This is a genomic window from Lentilactobacillus sp. TOM.63 (assembly GCF_030361045.1).
Taxonomy (GTDB): domain Bacteria; phylum Bacillota; class Bacilli; order Lactobacillales; family Lactobacillaceae; genus Lentilactobacillus; species Lentilactobacillus dabitei.
In genome coordinates, this window is record NZ_JAUCAP010000006.1 from 53,686 (window position 1) to 67,784 (window position 14,099).

The 14,099-nt window shown below is 42.5% G+C and carries 13 protein-coding genes; 3 read left to right on the plus strand and 10 right to left on the minus strand.

Translation table 11 applies throughout. The features are described 5' to 3' along the window. Positions 1 to 75: 75 nt before the first annotated feature. From QUF07_RS02125 to QUF07_RS02135, 3 genes are all read right to left on the minus strand, one after another. The gene (locus QUF07_RS02125) at positions 76 to 408 is read right to left on the minus strand and encodes a hypothetical protein (protein WP_217342402.1); all 333 of its coding nucleotides are present in this window, start codon (positions 406 to 408) and stop codon (positions 76 to 78) included. 438 nt (positions 409 to 846) lie between these two features. Next, on the minus strand, positions 847 to 2,541 hold the full coding sequence (locus tag QUF07_RS02130) for an oleate hydratase (RefSeq protein ID WP_217162673.1): 1,695 nt from the start codon (positions 2,539 to 2,541) through the stop codon (positions 847 to 849). Positions 2,542 to 2,817: 276 nt separating this feature from the next. Beyond that, positions 2,818 to 2,940, minus strand: a complete 123-nt coding sequence (locus tag QUF07_RS02135; RefSeq protein WP_283812267.1) for a hypothetical protein — start codon at positions 2,938 to 2,940, stop codon at positions 2,818 to 2,820. 295 nt (positions 2,941 to 3,235) lie between these two features. On the opposite strand from QUF07_RS02135, the gene QUF07_RS02140 reads away from it, so the two are divergent. Then, positions 3,236 to 4,678, plus strand: coding sequence for a DHA2 family efflux MFS transporter permease subunit (locus tag QUF07_RS02140; protein ID WP_217162674.1), 1,443 nt, complete (start codon positions 3,236 to 3,238; stop codon positions 4,676 to 4,678). Positions 4,679 to 4,755: 77 nt separating this feature from the next. On the opposite strand, the gene queG is transcribed toward QUF07_RS02140, so the two are convergent. The 7 genes from queG to QUF07_RS02175 all read right to left on the minus strand — a co-directional run bounded on the left by queG (position 4,756) and on the right by QUF07_RS02175 (position 12,437). Beyond that, a complete protein-coding gene (queG, locus tag QUF07_RS02145) occupies positions 4,756 to 5,922 on the minus strand; it encodes a tRNA epoxyqueuosine(34) reductase QueG (protein ID WP_502878957.1) in 1,167 nt (388 codons plus the stop codon). A gap of 149 nt (positions 5,923 to 6,071) precedes the next feature. Beyond that, a complete protein-coding gene (locus QUF07_RS02150) occupies positions 6,072 to 7,247 on the minus strand; it encodes an aminotransferase class I/II-fold pyridoxal phosphate-dependent enzyme (protein ID WP_217162683.1) in 1,176 nt (391 codons plus the stop codon). Between the two features lie 342 nt (positions 7,248 to 7,589). Beyond that, a complete protein-coding gene (locus QUF07_RS02155; protein WP_289426686.1) occupies positions 7,590 to 8,228 on the minus strand; it encodes a DUF421 domain-containing protein in 639 nt (212 codons plus the stop codon). Beyond that, on the minus strand, positions 8,228 to 8,680 hold the full coding sequence (locus tag QUF07_RS02160) for a DUF3290 domain-containing protein (protein WP_217162684.1): 453 nt from the start codon (positions 8,678 to 8,680) through the stop codon (positions 8,228 to 8,230). Before QUF07_RS02160 ends, QUF07_RS02155 begins: the two co-directional genes overlap by 1 nt. 30 nt (positions 8,681 to 8,710) lie before the next feature. Then, positions 8,711 to 10,510, minus strand: a complete 1,800-nt coding sequence (locus QUF07_RS02165; protein ID WP_289426687.1) for a glycerophosphoryl diester phosphodiesterase membrane domain-containing protein — start codon at positions 10,508 to 10,510, stop codon at positions 8,711 to 8,713. Between the two features lie 240 nt (positions 10,511 to 10,750). Then, on the minus strand, positions 10,751 to 11,524 hold the full coding sequence (locus QUF07_RS02170) for a DUF2705 family protein (RefSeq protein WP_217162688.1): 774 nt from the start codon (positions 11,522 to 11,524) through the stop codon (positions 10,751 to 10,753). 1 nt (position 11,525) lies between these two features. After that, on the minus strand, positions 11,526 to 12,437 hold the full coding sequence (locus QUF07_RS02175) for an ATP-binding cassette domain-containing protein (protein WP_217162690.1): 912 nt from the start codon (positions 12,435 to 12,437) through the stop codon (positions 11,526 to 11,528). A gap of 461 nt (positions 12,438 to 12,898) precedes the next feature. Here QUF07_RS02175 and QUF07_RS02180 point away from each other — a divergent pair, with 461 nt between their 5' ends. Both QUF07_RS02180 and QUF07_RS02185 read left to right on the plus strand, forming a co-directional pair. Next, entirely contained in the window at positions 12,899 to 13,585 is a 687-nt protein-coding gene (locus QUF07_RS02180; RefSeq protein WP_217342379.1) for a type 1 glutamine amidotransferase domain-containing protein, read from the plus strand. Between the two features lie 51 nt (positions 13,586 to 13,636). Further along, complete coding sequence (locus QUF07_RS02185) at positions 13,637 to 13,924, plus strand: hypothetical protein (protein WP_289426688.1); 288 nt, start codon at positions 13,637 to 13,639, stop codon at positions 13,922 to 13,924. Positions 13,925 to 14,099: the final 175 nt, after the last annotated feature.

The window sequence follows — 14,099 nt, forward strand, 5'->3', positions numbered from 1 at the left end:
TGTCAGACGCTGATGGTTAGGGTTAGCCGTTCATAATGCGATGTTGGCCGGTAATAACTTTGAACATAGCTTGCTTCAATTTACACTAAGTCGTTTATTCCAAAAATAAAATCCCACTGCAACCAGTGGTCCTAAGAAAGCATAGACCAAGAATAAGCCAACCGCGACAAACAAATTAAACTCACCGATATGCTCACCCTTTTCTTCGGCAACCGCCTTCGAAACTGGATATAAGCCCGGGAACCGCATTAAATAGATCTGACTTATTAATGACAGAATCAGCCAGCCGAAAACAAAATCAAGCCGCAGGGTGAAAGTACCGTTAGCATTGGAACAGTATAAAAAGTAAATCCCAGCAATTATTACGGCCTGGAATAAAATTCTAAGTGCATAAACAAATTTATTCATTCTCTATCTCCTTGATTAAAGTAACCCAGATCTCAAAGAAAGTGAGATCGCTTTCAATATTAGTGTACAGTGAGTTTCATTAATAAGTAATCCATAATCTACACGAAAATTTATAATAACTCACAAGAAGTGAGGCCAAAGTCAAAAGGTTCTCGCCCATCAATGATCGTATCAGGAAATTATCCCCACCCATTATTTAGCCTCCCATTAATTATATTGACTAATCGTGCGCAGAGAAACCGGTGCGAACAATATAAGAGCATTGCCCCAAAAATCCCACACTAAGGTTGTGGTCGGGACCCTTGTTACATAGTGGAATTGTGCTCCGAGAAGCAGCTGCTATCAATATAAGGGCATCAACCCAAAAATCCCAGAACCAGGATTTTCGGGTTGATGCCCTTATATTACCGCAGCTAAACGCTTCTCTCCGCACACTACTTACATAAACATCTTCTTCGTCGCCTTCGCCAAGGTCTTTGGATCTTTATCGTAGCGCTTATTTTTCACTAACTTAGCCATTGGCACACCGGCGAAGTGGTAAGCCGCAATTTCTCCCGAACGGACCGCGCTTTGTTCCGTGAAGACCATTTGGTATGGCTGTTCAACAAATTCACCAGTGAAGGCCAAATTAGTTGAATGTTCTGGAATAACTTTTGGCCGATCTGCCTTGGCTCTGTTATTAAACAATGCCGATGCATACGGCATATAAACTGGAATATTGTTAATGATGCTATCCATAATTTCTTGTTTCTTATCCATAATATTGCCTGGGCCTGGATCAACTTTTGATAATTGACCAATTAATTCTTCTGCCATTTCTTTACCAGTCATCTCAATATATGGTTTATCAACGAATTCACCCTTCCGTCGTGGGTACAGGAAATAGCCCCAAATAACGGACTCGTTTGGCTTCTGAGTTGTGAAATGTGGTTGATGATGGACCACGATCGACATGTTGACGTCCTTGTCGCCAAGTGGAGTTATCGGCGAAGTGGAAATGAACGAATTGAGTGCATTTCCAGGAACTTGAGTTGTAATTCTCGTAATTTCATTGAGTAGGATATGGTTGCTGGTCGTCAATGTAAAGCTGGACCACTCACTGGCATTTCTGTCGGCAAAGAATTTGTCAGGATTACCAAGATTATAGAATCGTTCCGTTGCCTTCTTCCACAGCCCAGCAGCGGCGCCGTAGTCCATATTCTCACCAGTTGGTGTATTAAAATCGCCAATCGTAGCCGAATCGGTAATTGAACCATTAGTAAAGATCACTGCTGTGTCGTCATCGACATCAACGTGCTCAGTTTCACCAGACTCGGTATTTTCCATCGTTAACCCAGTAACCGTAATCTCATCTTGCATCGGCGTATCCTTAAAGTCAAAATCAGTTACCCGTCGATTCAAGACAATATTGACACCCTGCTTCTTCAAATAATTAATCAAAGGCAGCATAATGCTCTCGTACTGGTTGTAACGAGTTCGGTTAACGCCAACCAAATGTTCAATCTGAGTAAATTCATAAATCATTTGGTGCATGTAACGACGTAATTCTTGCGCTGAACTCTGGGTTCTAAAGGCAAAGGTCGTCTCCCACATGTACCAGAAGTTGGTCGTGAACATATGCGGATCATCTTTAAAATAATCAGCAATTGAAACGTTATCGAGTTTTTCTTCCTTAGAGTCCGGCATCAAGATCAGTTCGGTCAACTTCATCCGATCCTTATTATTAAGACCAAGCTTGCCGCCATTAATGATTCCTTTGCCGCCTTCCATTAATCGGGCCTTGTCAAATGTCCGGTGTTTGGCATCGAAATCGTGAGTATCCTCTGCCGCAGTCATATTTGGTTCAGTGGCCGATGGTACCCGGCCTAAGAGATCCATCAAATCAACATAGGTTCGATAATTCAGCATCCGGCCACCCCGAGCAATGTAGCCTTTGGTGTTTTCCAACGGATGATTTTTATTCCAATATTCCCCAGCTGCTTCATTAGCTGGCGAGCCATCATTCGAGCCATGGTCATCAATCGAATAGAAGGTAATCTGATCGCCTTTCCAGTGACCCTCCTGAATTAAATATACGGCCGCGGCCATATTGGCCAAGCCAGCACCAATCATAATTGCTTTATTTTTTGTCATGTAATCTCCTCCAATTTAAAGTGAGCGGAGCAAAGCGGTTAGGAGTCGGAGCGTAAGTCTCCACAAACGGAAATCCTGGTTTTTAGGATTTTTGTTTGTGGTGCTTACGTGTAGACTCCTGCTTTGCGCAGCTGTCCTAAGATAAGTGAGCGGATCCAGGCGGTTAGAAACTGGAGCGTAAGTCTCCCTAAACAGGAATTCCCGGTTCTGGAATTTTTGTTTAGGGTGCTTAGGCGTAAGTTTCTGCCTGGAGGAGCTGTCCTTCACTCCATCAAATTACTTCGCCTCGTACTCATCATACAAGTGCGAGTCGTCCTCGAACCAACCGATTGATTTTAAGAAATAGATGGTAAGAGCCATCAAGCCCAAACCGGTGAACAAAAGCTTTTTGTGTTTCATATTATCCGCTCCTTGCCCGATTGATTTAATCTAAAATTAGTTGTGTGGCACCCATCAAATTAGTTGCTACACTTACCTTAATTATAAGTGATCTAGCACCAAAATGAACGAATTACCCACATTTAATTCAGTCAACTCGCTTTCATAGAACAGTTTCAACGGCCATGAAACGTGGTAGCTGTTTTCATTTTGGAAAACGTATTCATAAAAATAATGCTTACGAGAAAAATTTATTTATGGTAGTGTAATCGATTGTGTCCAGTCCATTTATTTAGAACAGGAGAATTTTTATCACATGGAAAAATCATTAAACACAGATCAAGTCTTAACAAAAGAAAAGAAACAAACTGCCGCTAAACCGGTAGCCAAACCATTTTTAGCCATGATTGGGATGCTAATCGGTGGATTTGTTGGGATGCTTTCTGAAACCTCTCTCAATATCGCTCTACCAAGTCTGATGACTGAGCTTCACGTCAGCATCGGAACTATTCAGTGGCTGGTAACTGGCTACATGTTGGTTATCGGGATTGTCCTGCCAATGTCATCCCTGCTTTCACGCTGGTTTTCAACTCGGCAACTCATTTTATTTGCCTTGGGCGACTTTATCGTTGGCGCCATCATTTCGGCAATGGCACCTAATTTTGCCATTTTACTCGTTGGCCGAATGATTCAAGGAATCGCCACCGGATTGATCCTACCCTTAATGTTCACCGTTGCGACCCTGATCTTCCCACCTTATAAGTTAGGTTCCGCAATGGGCATGATTGGGCTCGTCATCATGTTCGCCCCAGCCATTGGTCCTACCTTAGCCGGCATGATCCTCGGCTTATTAACCTGGCACTGGATCTTTTGGCTATTTATTCCATTCCTGCTTGTTGGTTTCTATTTAGCTTTCAAGTATTTGCCTAACGTTGGCAATGTTTCAAAACCAAAAGTTGATACTTTCTCAATCATCTTGTCGGCACTTGGCTTTGGTGGCTTAGTAACCAGTGTCAGCTTAGCCAGTGAAGCCGGTTGGGCATCACTTGAAGTGATTGGCACCCTGGTTGTCGCCGTCCTTTTATTAGCCTGGTATATTCGCCGACAAATCATGTCTAAGACGCCAATCCTTAATTTCAGAGTATTCGCTGACAAACAATTCACCGTTGGCTCTCTCTTAGTCATGTTAGATTTCGCTATCATTCTTTCATCGATGTACCTGCTGCCAATGTTCTGGCAAAATGGGTTGGCCATTCCGGTCGCACTCACTGGAATTGTGATGCTGCCAGGTGGAATTGTGAACGCGGTTGTTTCTGCAATTGCTGGTCGCTTCTCAGATCAAGTTAGTCCAAAGTTGCTGATTACGTTGGGCTACGGGGTGACAATCATCGGAATTGTTATCTTGTTACTTGCCCGAGCTACTTCCCCAATGTGGTACGTCATCCTTGGCCACATCGTCATTATGGTTGGGGCACCGCTTGCCATGTCACCATCACAAACATTTGGCTTAAGCGCCCTAAATCAGGCCACTTCTGGTGATGGTAGTACCATTATGAACACCTTCCAACAAATCATCGGAGCAATGGCAACCGCGATTGCGACCAGCTTATTGGCATTTGGTCAGCATCTTTCAAACGGCGGCACTCAAGTTGCCTTTACCAACGGTTTTCATATTGGGTTACTATTCACATTAATTGTTGCAGTTGTGGCCTTTGTAATTGCATTGACTATCAAACAATCAACTCCAGAAAAATACTAATGGTTCTATCCAAAAGTGGCGTGATTTCATTGATTAGAAATCACGCCACTTTGTTTTCAAATTCATTCAATTCATAATCAGGGCTTAAGCTGGCTAATCCGTTGAATAGCACTCCGAAATTCCCTCAAGCACTCCTCAGATTGACCCAAATCAGTTTCATGATCTAATTGGTTGTTCAATTCAGTCATGATTTTTTGATCATAGGCAGTGACAATTTCACCAATCGCATAGGCCGCCGTTGCCCGGATCATTGGTCGTGGATCAGCTTTCATCACTGCCAATAATTGGGGAATTGCCGATTGGTCGTGCAAATTAGCCAGGGCAATAATGGCATTTCGCTGAAGTGGCTTTTTGCCTCGCCACGAGCCGGCCATTTCCCCAAATTGGCCCTTAAAGTTTCGATTACTCATTGTTAACACCGGCAACAGCTCTGGGCGAACCTTTTCCGGATCGGGTTCCATTTCATCATGAAGATGGAAGTCCTTGCCTTGATTAAAGGGACAAACCTGTTGGCAAATATCACAGCCATAAATCACATTCCGAATTTTAGGGCGAAATTCCGCCTTCATTAATCCTTTGGTCTGAGTCTGATATGACAAGCAGCGTTGGGCATTCATCCGGCCATCGCCAAGCAATACCTTGACTGGGCAGGTGTCAATACACCTGGTACAACTACCGCACCGACATGGAATCGGTGTGTCGGCGGGAAGTTCCAAATTCGTAATGATCTCACCTAAATATACGTAAGAGCCATACTCCTCAGTAATCAATAGCCCATTTTTGCCAACAAATCCCAAACCAGCCCGATTGGCAACGGCGACATCGATCAATTCGCCCGTATCAACCATCGGTTTAAAGCGGGCTTCACTACCAGCCACAGCCTTCATTTGCTCAATCAAACGATTTAACTTTGCTCGCAAAATTTGGTGATAGTCATCCCCCCAAGAAGCTCTGGCAAACTGTCCTCGTTTTAACTTGGTTCGGCTAGGCCGCTGCTTGAGCCTGCTTGGATAAGCCAAGGCAATCGCAATAATTGACTTTGGTTGGTCAAAGATCAGCTTGGGATTAAGCCGTTCATCGAGATTTTGATGCTCAAAACCACTGGTATACCCGGCGGCTTTTTGCGCAAATAAGCTGTCTCGCAATGATTCAAAGTCAGCCGCCGTGGTAAACCCAATTTTATCAATCCCAATTTGCTGGCTAATCGTAACGATTTGTTGTTTTAGTTTCGCCCCACTTTGGATAGCGAATCACCCTTTTCGTTTAAATATGGTTAAAGGGTAGCATGAACTAGTCAAAATAGCTATCTGAAAAACTCAAATAAGGCTGAACGCAAACTTCGAAATATGCGCTCAGCCTTATTAAATACTATTTATCTGATGCAATGGACTAATTATCGGTCCGCCACACTGCTCTTATCTTTAACCATCTGTTTAACAGCCTTCATAGCTGCTGCCAATGCTTCATCGCTGGCGGCATAACTAATCCGGATATATTCGTTATCGCCAAATGGATCACCAGGCATCAAGCCAATATGGTAATCCTTAGCCAATGTCTTAACAAATTGCCAACTATCCATTTGCAAGCTAGCTGGAATCTTAGCGAAGACGTAGAACGCCCCGCCTGGGTGAACCACGCCAAACCCAGCTTCGTCCATATTTTTAACAACGAAATCACGACGCTTCAAATATTCCTTACGCATCACAGCCGCATCATTTTGCCCATTGGTTAAGGCTTCAGTAGCAGCATATTGAACCAACGAAGCTGCAGCAGTCACGGTAAATTGATGAACCTTAGCGATTTCATCAATGACCGGATGTGGTCCAAACACTAAGCCTAACCGCCAACCAGTCATCGCGTGTGACTTGGACAAACCATTCGTAATAATCGTTTGATCAGGTAATAGTTTCGAAATTGTGTAATGCTTTTGACCATAAGTCAATTCACCATAAATTTCATCACTAATCACCCAAATTTGATTCTTCTTCAAAGCTGGCGCCAAGGCTGCAATTTGTTCTTCCGTATAAGCAACCCCGGTTGGATTATTCGGATCAGTTAAGATCAATCCCTTGATATTCAAATCAGGATAATCATCGACCGCCTTTTGAATTTGTTCCGGCGTCAACACGAACCCGGATTTACTGGTATCAATAAAAATCGTTTTCAACTGGTTTAAGGTCATCAGCGCATCATAAAGTGGATACGCAGGCGTTGGAACAATTACCGCATCCCCAGGCTTAAACAACGTCTTAACAGTTGAGGCCAAGGCTTCTGTCGCCCCGACTGAAACCACAATTTCGTCCGCTGAATAATTATAGCCAAACTTGTCTTTGTAATACTTGGAAGCTGCTTCTCGCAACTCTTGGAATCCCCAATAATAGGGATAGTGTGAGCAATTTGTATTAATTGCTTCAATCGCGGCTTTTTTAATATGCTCCGGAACATCAAAATTAGGTTCACCCAAAGTTAACTTAATAATATCTGGATCAACACTAATGTCATGATCAAATTTTCTCATGGCAGATGGCTTAACATTTAAAACATTTGGATTAATATCGTTTAATTCCATAAAAAGGGGTCCCTCCGCAGCATCTAATTTTTGTATGATTGATAAGCACGTGATATGTATCACGATTACTCAATAAGAATTAGTTTTAATCATAAATCATATTTATAAGAAGTCAATGAGGATCCAATTGATCACCGGATAAAGATGGTTTGATCAAAAATAATTAAGATATTCCAACGAAAACAAGGAATTAGCCCATAATTACCTCAGATTATTTTGAGAGTATTTCGGGAATTTACCTTGACAAATAGGATTCATTCGTCATTTTCAACGGGTTTCATTAAAAAATGATGATAATTTTTTCGAATAATCAATACCATTATTTGGGAATCATTTGCAAAACTAGTTGTCATCAAATTTAGCAACTGTCAGTGACTTATCTCGATAAGTTGCCCAAAAGACATCTTTAATCTGGTCAATTTCCTGTTTCTTTAATTCTTCAATCAGCCAGCCTTCATCCTTGTCCATTAACTCCAGCACGTCCGGGCCCACCTGACCATCAACAATCACCGGATAACGAATACTGCCTTCGCCTCGGTTCAAGACTGTCAGTGAGCCATTTTGCTCCACGATGGCCCGTTTCACTTGGCTGATGTCATAGACACCGGCAGTTCGCAGCTTAAAATCAACATCTTTAGCTGACAAATTGGCCTTCAAACAATTCTCCACCAACATCTCACCGTTACGAATAATCGTAATTGGCTCACCCTCGATCAGCTTACCAAACCAGTGCAGGTGGGTTTTCAGGTACCTGGTCACCATGATCAGCAGTGCCCAGAGTAGTAAAATCACCAAAAACTGGGCCATTGTGATTGCTGGATTATAAATCACGCCCCCGATAATGCCACCAAGGACGTAGTTTTGCAGCTGATCCATCGCCGAAGTGGGGGCCAAATTGCCCTTCCCAGTCAGGTTAATTAAGATCGTGATAAATAAAAAACCAACTACCAACTTCAATAACACGTCAGAATATGTAAACATCAGGCTTTCCCCTCCACTTTAATATCATGTTGATCATGCAACTCAACTTTTTCCAAAACAAATTGGGTTCCATCAGAATTATAATCAATCCGAAAAATGCCTTTTGGTGTCTTAATCATCAAGTTGGCATTCTGGCTGGTTGAGTTGATACTAACTTTCTGAGGGGCGACCCCCAATTGTTTTGCGGATTCCTTGACCACTGTGGTGATTTGGCCAGTTTGCTTGCTGGCAGATTGGACAGCACTGAAATCGTCGTACTGCATCGCCAAAATCAGCAACAAGAGTGTGCCAACGATAATACTGAGATCCTTATATTTAACGTCCAACCGATTTCGCAGGTAATGAATTAAAAAGACGATGAAGATCAATGCCAGCACGCTTAGAATAATCATTCGAGCGTACTGCCAATTTCCTTGGGACTGATGCAGGTAGTTATAGGTGTAGAATGTCATGGTTCATCCCCCAATTTTAAAAAATATTCATTAGTTACTGGTATCCTCAATTTGTAATTCATCGGAGTAAATCAGTAACCGCCTGGCATAACTTGGATGGTTAAAGTTCGTCTGAATGACCCCTTTAAGCTCATTTAAATCATCCGTAATGATCCCGTCCACATTCATGAATAACAGCCTGGTCATATCATCCGAATCGTCAACAGTCCAACCGTAGACCTGTTGACGATGGTCGTGGGATTGCTGAACAAATTGGTTATTTAACGTCGTTTCTTCCATTGTGTAAGCATTTGCCTTAGTTTCCGGAAATGAGAAGTTGTACGGAAGAATGTAGCTGACAAATAATTTGGGAGCGCGTTGCTTCAACCCGCTGATCACGTTGTAATCCAACGAATGAATGTGATCATGGTCACGTAATAGGCGTCGTTGATACTTTTTGATAAACAGGCTGAGCATATTCGGACTGTCGTGACTGGTCGTTTTGATTTCAACCAACAGCTTTTGATGATCCCGCTCGGCTGCGGCTAAATAATCGTCAAAGCTGGCAATATGAGCCGTGTGCCCATTTTCATGAACAATCAGCCGTTTCAGTTGAGCCAATGTTAATTCATAAGGTGCTGCATCCACGCCGGCCAATTTTTGCAAATTTTCATCATGCATGACCACAAACTGATGATCTTTAGTTTCATGAATGTCCATCTCAACGTAATCCGGCTTTTCTTTACTGGTTTTGTTCAGTGCCGGGATGGTATTCTGGACACCATTGCCATCATCGACCCCGCGATGAGAAATGGTGAGCGGCCGCGTTAACAGGCTGCCCTTTAAGTACAGGCCATTATAAGTAACAAGGCCACCCAAAAATAGCAAGATCAACGTCAGGGCCGCCAATCGCCGCCTCATTTTCCGACGGGGTGACAGCTTAGCAATAGTCTGAGGAGCTCGGCTTAAGTTCCGTTCCCCCGCCACTGACGTCAACATGAGCATAAAGACTACCACGCTAAATGAGGCAATCAGGCGTTGCCAAATCATGAGTACGCCCATATTCATCACTGCACCGGCAAAGGCGATACTACCGGACTGGCCGTCCAAGTATTTTTGAAACCCATAGAGCGCAAATGACAACAGGGCCGTTGATACCAGGCTAATTGCCCCAAGAACCAATAGTCGCCAAAAGTACTGCCACGATTTGCCGCGGGTCATTTCCCAACTTTTTTTAGCAGCGGAAAATCCGGTCTGATGAGTCAAAATCATCAGTGGCAAGACTTGAATTAAGCGAATGCTGATGTAGAAAACGGCAATTGCCAGAACAGCCAGAAGAACTGCCAGGTACTTGTTTTGCTCCAGATCATCCAAAACAAACGTCGGAATCGCCGCTTTAGCAAGCAGTGGTGAATTGAGATAAGTATAAGAAAATGGCATGATCAAAATAAAATAGCCCAAGAAAAATAAGAAGCTGGCAAATCGCAGTCGCCGCATGTCGTTAATTGCATTCCTGACAATTTTCCAGAGACTCTGATTCTGACTATAAGCGATGTTATCGATACCGTAGAGTAAAAATGCGAACTGCCAAAAGACCAGCGCAAAAAGAATCCCCAGCAGAAGAATCAGTTCAACAACTGCGAGTGGCTTGGCAGTCAACAGCCAGCCAACGTTGGTATAAGATATGTACGGAATTTGATTACTTCGTAAGATAAAACTTGTAAAGTACTCCAGCATCGGGACAATCAGACCAGCTAAGATCACATTCATGACAATAACTAAAGTAACGTAGGCGCCCCAGTTATGAAAAAATTTATTAATTGATTGTTTTAATAATGGCTTTCCAAGCATATTTGAAGCCCCCCCTCTTCCTGAAATGAAACAACTTTATCATAACATAGCTGTTGGCGCACTACTCAGCTAGAGAATGGTTAGACGAGATTGTGACGAACGGCGATTTGATCCCAGAATCTAAGTAAAAAAATAATGCACCCCTGATTTGGAATGCATTGCTTTTTTACTTAAATGGCCTAAATCAGCCGTTTGTCGCAGGCTATCGCTCATCACGGTTCCATGGACGATCTGAGCCTCTTACACGCTTCTCCGTTTAAAGACCACATAGCTGATCGCCATAAAAATTGCCGTATAAGCCAGGCTGCCACATATCATTTCCGGCGTCGATAATAGCGTCATCTTATGATAAGTGTCTGAAGTCAGCTGAGCCGGTAAATTCATCATATTCAACGGGTTCCACTTAAGCCAGTCCCATTTCTGCATCAACACAAACATTAATCCAGATACCACACTCAGGGCAAAGTAGCCAATGATGCCGATTGAAATTGCCGCAGCGGTGCTCTTGAAAATGTTTGCCAGCAATAATACCAAGCTCAACACTAACCATACTGACAGGAACTGGCCAATGAGGTTCATCAACTGAGTTTCAATGATACTTTGGTTATTTGCATAAGTATCAGTTAATTTGAAGTTGCCGTTATATAAAACGACTTTCAAGATCAAGGAATAGACAAACACTAAAGCATAGAAATAAATTGAGTAGATCAACATGGTGATCCACTTACTAACCAGAATTTCACCCCGATAATACTTTCGATAAAGCAATTCCTTGATCGTGCCATACTGAAATTCCATTGCGATAATTGAACTGCATGCGGCAATCAGGAACAAGACAACCCAGCTGCCACCGGTATACATCGTCGTAAACATATTCTTGGCTGACCAATACTTCGGATAGAGTTTGCTCAAAACACCAAAGGCCGTCATGATGATCAATAGGGCAATTGAAACTGCCGGGGTACTTTTCTTATGCAGTAATTTATAGGTTTCTTGTTTAACTAAGGTTATCATTCTATGACTCCTTTACTTTGTCGTTCTTCAGCAATTCCAACAATGAGGTTTCCAAGTCACTATGGACATGTTGAACGTCCTCAATGTCGATGCCGTTGTCAGACAACAATTTAATGACGTCGGCCATTTTGGTGTCATCAGTTTCAATGATGCTGACACCGGCAGTTTGGTCAAGCTGATACCCATTCTGGGTCAGGATTATCGTTGCCTTGTCATCGTCAGAAGTCTTCACAACCAAAAGTCGTTTGCCGCCGCTTTCAAGGGTAGCCATGCTTTCCTTATACACAATTTGACCTTTATCAATCACAACCAGGTCATCAATTAACTTTTCCAGTTCGCTCAAGATATGGCTGGAAATCAAAAATGTGGTCCCTTGTTTGGCGAGGTCTAAAATAATTGTCCGCAAGTCTTTATTTGCTTGGGGATCCAAACCATTCATCGGCTCATCTAAGATCACAAATTTTGGTTGGTTTACTAATGCCAAGGCAATTCCGAGCTTCTGCTTCATCCCTAATGAATAGGTTTTGGCTTTCCGATCAATATAGGTCGTCATCTTCATCCGATCAACAATCTCATCAATCTGATCCTGACCGGTCGTTTCCTTCGAGAATAGCTTCAAGTGCTGCATTCCGGTCAAAAATGGATAAATCCCAGGGTATTCGATCAAGGCGCCAACCTTGTCCATTGCTTGATGACTTATGGGTGAAACTGCGTCACCATCGATCGTAATCTGGCCGCTGGCATAGTTAAATAATCCTAGCACAGCCTTCATGATGGTTGATTTACCAGCCCCGTTAGGACCAACTAACCCGACGATGTGACCGCGTTCAACGGAAAATGAAACATCTTTCAAGACATGTTTGGAACCAAAACTCTTGTTAAGATGTTGAACGTTTAAAATAATGTCTGACATTTGTGCCTCCTATTTTAATTGAGTGTGCGAAGCAAAACGGTTAGAAACTGGATCATAAGGCTCCCCAGACATAAATTCTGGTTTTGAATTTCTGGCTGGGGTGCTTATGAGGAAGTTTCTGTTTTGCGCAACAGTCCTAAGATCCAGTGTGCGAAGCAAAGCGGTTAGGAGTCGGAGCGTAAGTCGCCATAAACAGAAATCCTGGTTTTTAGGATTTTTGTTTGTGGTGCTTACGTGCAGACTCCTGCTTTACGCAGCAGTCCTAAGATCCAGTGTGCGAAGCAAAACGGTTAACTATTCTGCATTATGTAAAAACTGTTATCCAAACAGTTAAGTTTTAGGGTAACATATTTTCCTTTCAGATTACAACACCCCATTTTCAATCATTCCCAATCAGAATGTAGTAATATAGACGAAGGGGAAGTTTGACGAGCGAGTTAAAAAGTGAGGTAAAGTAATTCATGACAAAGGCATTGATCGTTGTAACCAATAATGCAAAGTTCGATAAACTGTATAAAGCTACCGGCATTTGGCTTCGAGAAGCCGCTCATTTCAATAAGGTGATGCAGGAAAATGGCATCGACGTTGATTACATGAGTCCAAAGGGGGGGTATGTTCCCATCGATCCCCTTAGCTTAGCACCAGACATGATGGACCAGATCGACTGGCAATATTATTTAGATGATGAATTCCGGAATACTCATTTGGCAAAATCTCTGAAGCCAGCTGATATTCAACCAGCCGACTATCAAGTCATTTATTTTGTTGGTGGTCACGGGGCAATGACCGATTTTCCAGAAAATAAAGAGTTGGCAAGCATTGCATCCGCTATTTATAACAACGACGGAATCATCGCTGCCAATTGTATTGGCGTTTCAGCATTGCTGGCAATCAGGACAACTGACGGCAAACGCTTTGTAAACGGCAGAAAATTAACGAGTTTTACCAACGATGAAGAAGCCTTAAACGGCTTAACCAACGATGTTAAATTCCTACCAGAGGATGAACTGAAGAAATCCGGGGCCACTTTTGAAAAAGGAGAGGCCTTCAAATCCCACGTGGTCGTTGATAATCGGCTGATCACTGGTCAAAATGCAGATTCAGCAACCGATGTCGGCGAAGCAGTTATTAAGGCTTTATTGAAGTGAATCAGCTCATTCCATTTCTCTAATGCCTAATCATTCATTAGGAGGACCGACATGAGTATTTGGAATGATTCTTCGCTCTACATCTTAATTGTGACAACGTTGGTTGGCCTAATCGCACTCTTTTTAATGCGGACAAAGAAAATGCGATTCAAAGAGCTGCGACTTTGGCTAACGCTGGAAATTGTCCTCACAATTTGTGGCCTATTTTCTAACGGCTTAGGTATTATCTTTCTAATCACACCGTTTTATAACTTCATTTTTTCTTTAATAATTGGTTTACTAGCGATTGGGCTCGGCGTTTTTTGGCTGATTGAGGTATTCATTGGTATTCAAAAATAAGAACGAGTCTATCTGCGGCCATGATCCGCAATCTAAGAGATTAGGAAAGCTTTCGTTCGCACAGCAAAAAAGCACTTTCCTATTTGTCTAATAAATAGAGGTTCTACAATATCTGTTGTTGGTAATAGATTTTATCTATTACTGATGACAGATTTTTTGTTTCTCGTTAGAATAA